The sequence below is a fragment of the Aquamicrobium segne genome, from assembly GCF_042656785.1.
GTDB classification, from domain to species: Bacteria; Pseudomonadota; Alphaproteobacteria; order Rhizobiales; family Rhizobiaceae; genus Mesorhizobium; species Mesorhizobium segne.
This window is the reverse complement of sequence record NZ_JBHSLL010000072.1, coordinates 1-3,911: the sequence shown is the minus strand read 5'-3', so window position 1 is coordinate 3,911 and position 3,911 is coordinate 1. Positions and strand designations below refer to the sequence as shown.

Here is a 3,911-nt window from a genome sequence, read left to right as displayed (position 1 = left end):
GTGCCCGTGCTGAAAGAAGCCGGCGCAACCGTCTATGCGGGCAGCATCAACGCGAATGGCGAGCTTCGGGTGTCGATCAACCATGTCGCGGCTGACAACACCATTGCTCGCATCATCCACATGGTCGAGGAAGCCCAGGAGTCAAAGGCCCCCACGGCGCGCATGATCGACCGCTTCAGCCGCTGGTATACGCCGGGCGCGATGGTCGTCGCGGCTCTGATCGTTGTCGTGCCGCCTCTCGCCTTTGGCGGTGACTGGATGACATGGGTGTATCGTGGCCTCGCCACGCTGCTGATTGCCTGTCCATGCGCACTCGTGATTTCCACACCGGCGGCCATTGCATCCGGTCTTGCCGCTGGGGCACGCCAAGGATTGTTGATCAAGGGCGGCGCGGCGCTGGAAACACTCGGGAAGGTCATAACGGTTGCCTTTGACAAGACGGGAACGCTGACGCGCGGCCGTCCCCAGGTGACAGATATTGTGCCGATCAGAGGTGACGAGAACTCGGTTCTCGCCATCGCGGCGGCTGTCGAGCGCAACACCAGCCACCCGCTCGGTGTCGCAATCGTGGAGGCAGCAGAGGGGCGCGGGCTCGAACTGCCCGCCACCTTCGGCGGCGGCATCGCGACACCCGGCAAAGCGGTCACGGCGCGGCTGAAAGACGGCTTCGCCTCGGTCGGCTCTCCTCGGCACGCTGCTGAACAGGTTGCCTTTGAAGAGAGCATCGCTGAGACGATCACTAAGTTGGAAAGCCAAGGCAAGACGGTTGTCGTGCTTATGAAAGGAAAGACCCTAGAGGGATTGATCGCGTTGCGCGACGAGCCGCGCGACGACGCTATCGAAGGTGTGAAACGGCTGACGGATCGGGGTGTGCGCGCCCTGATGCTGACCGGCGACAACAAGCGCACGGCCGACGCCATCGCGGCCCATCTCGGCCTTGAGGCGAGCGCCGAACTCCTGCCCGACGCCAAGCTTGCCAAGATCGGCCTCCTCAAGGCTGATGGGCCGATCGCCATGGTGGGGGACGGCATCAACGACGCACCGGCGCTCGCTGCCGCTTCCGTTGGCGTTGCCATGGGTGCGGGCACCGATGTCGCGCTTGAAACCGCCGATGCCGCGCTGCTCAGAAACCGGGTGACGGGTATCGCCGATCTCATCGAATTATCGCAGACGACGCTCGGCAATATCTGGCAGAACATAGCAATAGCACTTGGATTGAAGGCCGTCTTCCTCGTGACGACTCTATTCGGCGTTACCACGCTCTGGATGGCTATTCTCGCCGATACGGGCGCTACGGTCCTCGTTACGGCAAATGCGCTACGCCTGCTGACGTGGCGCGGCAAATGAACCGGAACAGTGAGCGCGTGCAGGTTGGCCCCGCTGCATTGATAGTCGCCATAGGAGCGGCGCTCGATCTTGCAACGAAGGCATGGGCGCGGGCGAGTCTCGAACCCTATGGCCCTGCTTTCGACTTCTTGCCCTTCGTATCTCTGCACCTGACTTTTAACGAGGGCGTGTCGTTTGGTTTGTTCGCTTTCGAGGGCGATACGGGCCAAGCCGCTTTAGCCCACATTTCCCAAGTAAGGCGCTGATTTCGCTGTCCTGACCATTATATTTCCTATATAAAACATGGTGTTGAAGGCTGCGAGGGGCGCGTTTCATGGATCACCCAGAGGGTGCGGGCTTGCAACGGGCAGATCGGGTGGATTTCGACCCTCGCGTGCGGCTGGAATTTCGCGGCACGCAGCTCAGTTCCGACGGCGGCCTTCTGGTGATGCGCGAGCTTGATGACGCGCTCGGGTTGTCCGATTTGGCGTCAGCGGCGCTGCGCGATACTCGCTCTGGCAAGAACACGGCCCATCGGCTCGACGGCCTGTTCCGGCAATCAGTCTTTGGGCGGCTGGCCGGATACGAGGATGTCAACGACGCCAACCGTCTCGCCTGCGATCCGGTCATGCGCCAAGTTGTCGGCGGCAGAGCGGTCGATGCACAAGCGGCCTCGGCATCGCAGATGGGACGGTTCGAGACCGAGACGCTGGCTCTGGCCGGGAACCGTGCCGCGCTGGCCGACCTGAACGGGCAATGGATCGACCGGTTCCATGACCGTAACGGGCTGAAGTACATCGTTCTGGACATGGACAGCTCGGTCAGCCCGACCCATGGCGACCAGGAAGGGTCCGCCTGGAATGGCCATTTCGACTGTAGCTGCTATCACCCCAACTTTCTGTTCAACCAGTTCGGGATGCTGGAACGCTGCGCCCTGCGCCATGGCAACGTCCACAGCGCCGATGGCTGGCGTGATGTTCTCGACCCCGTCATTGCGCGCTACGCGGAGCGCGACCTTGGTGGCAGGTTCTTCCGGGCCGATGCTGCCTACGCGATCCCGGCGATCTATGAGCGATTGGAAGAAGCGCGGTTCTTCTACGCCATCCGGCTGCCCGCAAACGCGGTCCTCAAGGACAAGATCGCGCATCGGCTAACGCGCCCTGTCGGGCGGCCGTCACTGACCAAGGTCAAGCGGTTCTTCGAGGAATTCGAGTATCAGGCGGCGTCCTGGGACAAGGAACGCCGGGTGATCGCCAAGATCGAATGGCATCCGGGCGAACTGTTCCCGCGTGTCGGCTTCATCGTCACCAACCTGCCGATGGAGCCGGACTGGGTGGTGCGGTTCTACAACCAGCGCGGCACCGCCGAGCAGCACATCAAAGAGGGCAAATACGCCTTTCGCTGGACGCGGCTGTCGTGCCGGAAGTTCCGCGACAATGAGGTGCGGCTGCAACTGCACGCCCTGGCGTACAACCTGGCCACCTTCTTGCGCTGCATCGAGCTGCCCGAGGCCATGGCCGACTGGTCGTTGACCAGCCTGCAACTGAAGCTGATCAAGATCGGGGCACGTGTGGTCCGTCACGCCCGCACCATCACCTTCCAGCTGGCCGAGGTCGCTGTCACCGGCACGATGGTACGCGCCATCCTCGCCGCTATCCGCCGATTGCGAGCGCCACCGCTATGCGCATGATCGCGATCCACGCTCAAACTGAACGAAAGCGGCTGGACAGATCTGTCCGCTGCGCTGAAAAACGCCGCCCCTGGGCAAGGAAACAGCGGCTTCGCGGTCTGATCCGTCCAGATCCAGCAGTCTGCGCGACCGCAGGTGCCGCTTGCGGCAGAAAATCCTTGTCTAGCGCTCGGATACAGGCGATCTTCACCTCAAACGACACGCCACTTGGGGAATGCAGGCTGGATGATCCCGACCCTTGTAAGGAGACCCGAGATGACCCCGAACCTGCGCCCCCTTGCCGCACTTGCCACCGGCTTGGCCCTTTCCCTGCCGTTGGCGGCAATGGCCGATTCTCCCCCGCGCACCATCACGGTGAGCGGCAACGGCAGCATCAACACCGCCCCCGACATGGCGACCATCACCATCGGTGTGCGCGAGGATGCGGACAGCGCGCGCGAGGCTATGGACCTGTTGACCGCCGGGCTCGGCCCGGTGCTGGACGAACTGGCAAGCGCAGGCATCGCGGCAACCAATATCCAGACCAGCGGCCTGTCACTTGGTGCGCGCTACATCTACCCGGACAACCACGAGCCGAAACTCGTCGGCTACACCGCCAGCAGCTCGGTCGAGGTCCGGCTGCATGACCTGTCCCGGGTTGGCACCGTGCTCGATATGGCGGTGAGCGAGGGCGCGAACCAGCTGTCCGGCATCAGCTTTGGCCTGGCCGACCCATCCGCAGCCCGGGATGCGGCGCGGCGTGCGGCGGTAGAAGATGCGCTGGCGCGGGCCGGTCTCTATGCCGAATCTGCCGGGGTCACACTGGGCGATGTACTGTCGATCAGTGAATCGGGTGGTTCATCCCCGATGCCCGTGGCCTATGCGATGCGCGACTCGGCCGAGGTCCCGGTCGCAG

Annotated in this window: 4 protein-coding genes; all 4 read left to right on the top strand. The window is 63.2% G+C overall.

Annotation, left to right across the window (positions count from 1 at the left end; all coding sequences use genetic code 11):
- A partial coding sequence (locus ACFPLB_RS17515; RefSeq protein WP_378232077.1) for a heavy metal translocating P-type ATPase occupies nucleotides 1–1,347 on the top strand: 1,347 nt, incomplete at its 5' end.
- Nucleotides 1,344–1,592: a signal peptidase II gene (locus ACFPLB_RS17510; protein WP_378232075.1), complete on the top strand. Its 249-nt coding sequence runs from the start codon at nucleotides 1,344–1,346 to the stop codon at nucleotides 1,590–1,592. The genes ACFPLB_RS17515 and ACFPLB_RS17510, both read left to right, overlap by 4 nt.
- A 68-nt stretch (nucleotides 1,593–1,660) precedes the next feature.
- Nucleotides 1,661–3,016, top strand: a complete 1,356-nt coding sequence (locus ACFPLB_RS17505) for an IS1380-like element IS1247 family transposase (protein WP_378232073.1) — start codon at nucleotides 1,661–1,663, stop codon at nucleotides 3,014–3,016.
- Nucleotides 3,017–3,271: 255 nt separating this feature from the next.
- Nucleotides 3,272–3,911 (top strand): SIMPL domain-containing protein (locus ACFPLB_RS17500; protein WP_378232071.1); only part of this gene is annotated, 640 nt, incomplete at its 3' end.